The following is a 3546-nucleotide window of genomic DNA, read 5'->3' as shown; positions in this document are numbered from 1 at the left end:
TTGCTGACCCGAAAGAACGAAGCGTAGCCATACGCCGCGTACGGCCGGTCGCCCACCCGAATAAATGCGTCCTGAATGCGTAGCGGGGTAAACCCATCGTAGCGCAACGTGATGCCGTAAGATTGAGTGCTGCCCCCAGGGCCCCTAGCCAGCAGGTGCCGGGTGGGCAAGCGCGCCAAGCCGGGATGTACCAAGCTCAGCGTCATGCCCTGCGTAAAATAGTAGTCAGTCCGAAAGAACAAGTCGTTGGCGTAGGTGTAGCTCAGCAGACGGGCGGGGCTGACGGGCCGCAACGTATCGGGCAGCGTGGGCGCCGCTTGGCTCTGGCGACCCAGCAACATAAAAAGCAGGAAAGCCGAAAGACGCATAAGTAGTCGGAGCTACGAGCCTGCGGGCCTCGAGGATTGGCCGGGTGCCCGCCGCATCTAGTGGCAGGCTTAAGCCTTGCCGCAGATGGTGAGACTGCTTGTTATGAGAAAGAAGGAAGTATGAGGTGGTCGGGTAAAAACAGACAGTGCGAAGTCTTACCTTCCACTGCTCATGCCCGCCAAAACACTCCCTAGCGGCTTGCCGCTGACCCGCAAGAAATATACGCCGGCCTTCAAAGCCGAATGCGTGCGCCAGGTGGCCGCTGGGGCCCGGCAAACCGACGTGGCCCGCGCCCAGGGCCTCTCACCCGCCTTGCTCGGCCGCTGGCAGCGCCAGGCGTTAGCCGAGGCGGTACCTAGCCGCGCGGAACGCGACGAGATTAAGCGCTTGCGCGCCGAACTCAAACGCGTGGAACAGGAGCGCGACATTTTAAAAAAAGTCGTGACCAGTGCCTGCTTGACGCGCAGGCTCTCCCAACCGCCTCAATCATGAGCCGTTACCAGTTTATCGAGCAGGTTGCTGCCACCGCGCCCGTGCAGGTGCTCTGCCGCGTGCTAGCGGTCAGTGCCGCGGGCTATTATCAGTGGCGGAGCCGGGCAGCGCGCCCAACGCCCGCTTGGGAGCCGGCGGCCAACGCCGCCTTTTCGCGCCATGCCCAGCGCTATGGCACCCGACGCCTGCGGGCCGAATTGCGCGCGGAAGGGCACGCCGTCGGGCGCCATGCCCTGCGTACCTGGCTGCGTCGCCGCGGCTTGCGGGCGCTGAGTACGCGTCCGCAACGCCCGCGTACCACCGTGGCCGACCCTGCGGCAGTCGTGGCCGAAAACCTGCTCCTTGGCCAGCCCGCGCCCACCGCGCCCAATCAGGTCTGGGTCGGCGACATCACGTATTTGCCCCTGGTGGGCGGGCGCTGGTGCTATTTGGCCACCTGGCGCGACACCTGCTCCCGGCGCGTGGTCGGCTGGCACCTTGACCAGCAGATGCCCACCGAACTGGTGCTCACGGCCCTGGAGCAAGCCCTAACGCTACGCCAGCCGGCTCCCGGCCTGATAATCCACGCCGACCGCGGCAGTCAATACACCAGCGCGGCTTGCCGAACGCGCATCGAAAAAGCGCAGGCGCTGGCCAGCTATAGCCGGCCGGGCAACCCCTATGACAACGCCCTACCGGGTACGACCCAGGCCGAGGCCGGTTGGAGCACGCTCAAAACGGAACTGCTGCCTCACGGCGGCGCGTTTGCCAGCCTCGAAGAGGCCCGTTTAGAGGTCGCCTACTACCTCGAAACCTACTTCAACCTCGACCGCCGCCACTCCGCCCTCGGCTACCGCTCGCCTCACCAATTCGAACGCGACTTTCAAATCAGCATATCTTAGTGCACTGTCCGTTTTTACTAGACCACCCCACAATTAAGCCTTTGTTGGCATCACGGGTCATGTTGCCGTTGTAGTCATAGGCGTAGTCATCGCCACTGGCCGGGGTAACATCCTCAAAATCATTGGGCGCCGCCGAAGCCCCGGCTTGGTCAACCACGTTGCGCAGCTGGTTGCCGGTCCCGGTATAGCTGTAGCGCAGCTGGTCTATTATACCATAAGAGTATCCTCCCCGAACGGCAGATTTGCGTCCGACCCGGTTCAATTCGGTGATGTTGCCGTTCAGGTCGTATTTAATGCCGTGGGTGGTAAAACGGCCAATTGAGGTGGTCTAGGCTAAGCGCACAGAAGCAGGACGTATATTTCCTGAGTCATGACCGCAAAAAAGAGCAAAACGACACCGGACAAACGGCGCAAGTACGATGATGCTTTCAAGGCCGAAGCGTTGCGCTTGGCGAGCGAAAGCCGCAGCACGCAGGCGGCGGCGCAGCAATTGGGTAGCAGCCCCAAGTTGCTCTACCGGTGGCAGCAGGCCCAACTCGTCGCCGAAGTGGGCAGTGTCGAGGTGGCCCAGGACCCGGAAGTGCGCGCCCTGCGCGCCCGCCTCAAGCGGGCCGAGCAGGAACTTGCCATTTTAAAAAAAGCCTTGGTCATCTTCAGCCAGCCGACCCGGTGAGCACCTACCGCTACATCGCCCAGCGTCAGGGCCCCGTGCCGGTGCGCCAACTTTGCCAGGTACTGTGCGTGTCAGCTAGTGCGGACTACACCTGGCACCGGCGCCAAGCCCCCGCCCCGGAACCAGCCTGGCAAGTAGCTGTACGCGCGGAATTTAGGTGGCATTCCGCCCGCTATGGCACCCCTCGCTTGCGGGCCGAGCTGCACGCGCAAGGCTACCGGGTGGGCCGCTGGCGCATTCGGCGGGCGTTGGCGGCCGCGGGCTTGCGCGCTCAACAGCCCCGCTCGTTCGTGCCGCGCACCACCGACTCCGACCCCAAGGGGCGCGCCGCCCCGAATCTGCTGCTGGGCCAACCAGTTCCGACCGCGCCCAACCAGGTGTGGGTGGGCGACCGCACGTATTTGCCTAAGCAGGGCGGCGGCTGGCTCTACCTGGCCACGTGGCTCGACCGCTACTCGCGCAAGGTGGTCGGCTGGGACGTGCGCGAATCCATGCCCGAAGACCTGGTCAGCGAGGCCGTGCGCCGCGCCCTGGCCGTGCGCCAGCCCCCGGCCGGGCTCATCGTGCATTCCGACCAAGGGAGTCAGTACTCGGCTACCAACTTCAAGGCCTTAGTGGAGCGCCGCGAGGCGGTGCAAAGCATGAGTCGACGCGGCAACTGCTCCGATAATGCCCACGCCGAATCCTTTTGGAGTCGGCTCAAAACCGAATTACTCGACCGTGGCAGCTTCCGCAACCTCACGGAAGCGCGGCTGGAAATCAGCCATTACCTCGCCTATTACAACGCCGAGCGCCGGCATTCGGCCCTGGGCTATCTCGCCCCAAACCACTTCGAAACCCTCTTTCAAACCACGTCCCAACGCTGTGCGGCATAGCTAGACCACCTCAAATGCCGAGGCCAATGCCGGTGGCGTCGTCCTTCTAGCCATTCCATCCCCAGTTGCCTCCTATGTAATCATAGGCCGCATACCAAGCATCGCTGAGGCGATTGGAGTTGTCGTAGTGGTAGCCGTAGCCACGTAGCTTGGCATCGCGGCGGCTGTTCCACATGTTCTCGGCAATGTTGCCATTGTAGCGGGGGGTGGCCGAGCCGGTTTGCAAGTCCGTATCGTACTTCAGCTCCATGCCGAA

6 protein-coding genes are annotated in these 3546 nt (G+C 63.2%); 4 read left to right on the top strand and 2 right to left on the bottom strand.

The features are described 5' to 3' along the window. On the bottom strand, positions 1-341 hold a 341-nt coding region (locus VF629_RS05865; RefSeq protein ID WP_331057526.1), incomplete at its 3' end, for a lipid A-modifier LpxR family protein. Positions 342-540: 199 nt separating this feature from the next. On the opposite strand from VF629_RS05865, the gene VF629_RS05860 reads away from it, so the two are divergent. The 4 genes from VF629_RS05860 (at position 541) to VF629_RS05845 (ending at position 3290) form a co-directional block, all read left to right on the top strand. Continuing rightward, positions 541-861 (top strand): transposase, encoded by a 321-nt coding sequence (locus tag VF629_RS05860; RefSeq protein ID WP_331057525.1) that lies wholly within the window; start codon positions 541-543, stop codon positions 859-861. Continuing rightward, on the top strand, positions 858-1742 hold the full coding sequence (locus tag VF629_RS05855) for an IS3 family transposase (protein ID WP_331057524.1): 885 nt from the start codon (positions 858-860) through the stop codon (positions 1740-1742). Before VF629_RS05860 ends, VF629_RS05855 begins: the two co-directional genes overlap by 4 nt. Before the next feature lie 370 nt (positions 1743-2112). Beyond that, positions 2113-2415, top strand: a complete 303-nt coding sequence (locus VF629_RS05850) for a transposase (protein WP_331057523.1) — start codon at positions 2113-2115, stop codon at positions 2413-2415. Next, a complete protein-coding gene (locus VF629_RS05845; RefSeq protein WP_331057522.1) occupies positions 2412-3290 on the top strand; it encodes an IS3 family transposase in 879 nt (292 codons plus the stop codon). Before VF629_RS05850 ends, VF629_RS05845 begins: the two co-directional genes overlap by 4 nt. Before the next feature lie 46 nt (positions 3291-3336). Here the strand turns inward: VF629_RS05845 and VF629_RS05840 are convergent. Continuing rightward, a partial coding sequence (locus VF629_RS05840; protein ID WP_331057521.1) for a hypothetical protein occupies positions 3337-3546 on the bottom strand: 210 nt, incomplete at its 5' end.

This window comes from Hymenobacter sp. (assembly GCF_036388155.1).
Taxonomy (GTDB): Bacteria; Bacteroidota; Bacteroidia; order Cytophagales; family Hymenobacteraceae; genus Hymenobacter.
Note: the sequence above shows the minus strand (reverse complement) of the source record. Positions and strands in the feature narration are given on the sequence as shown.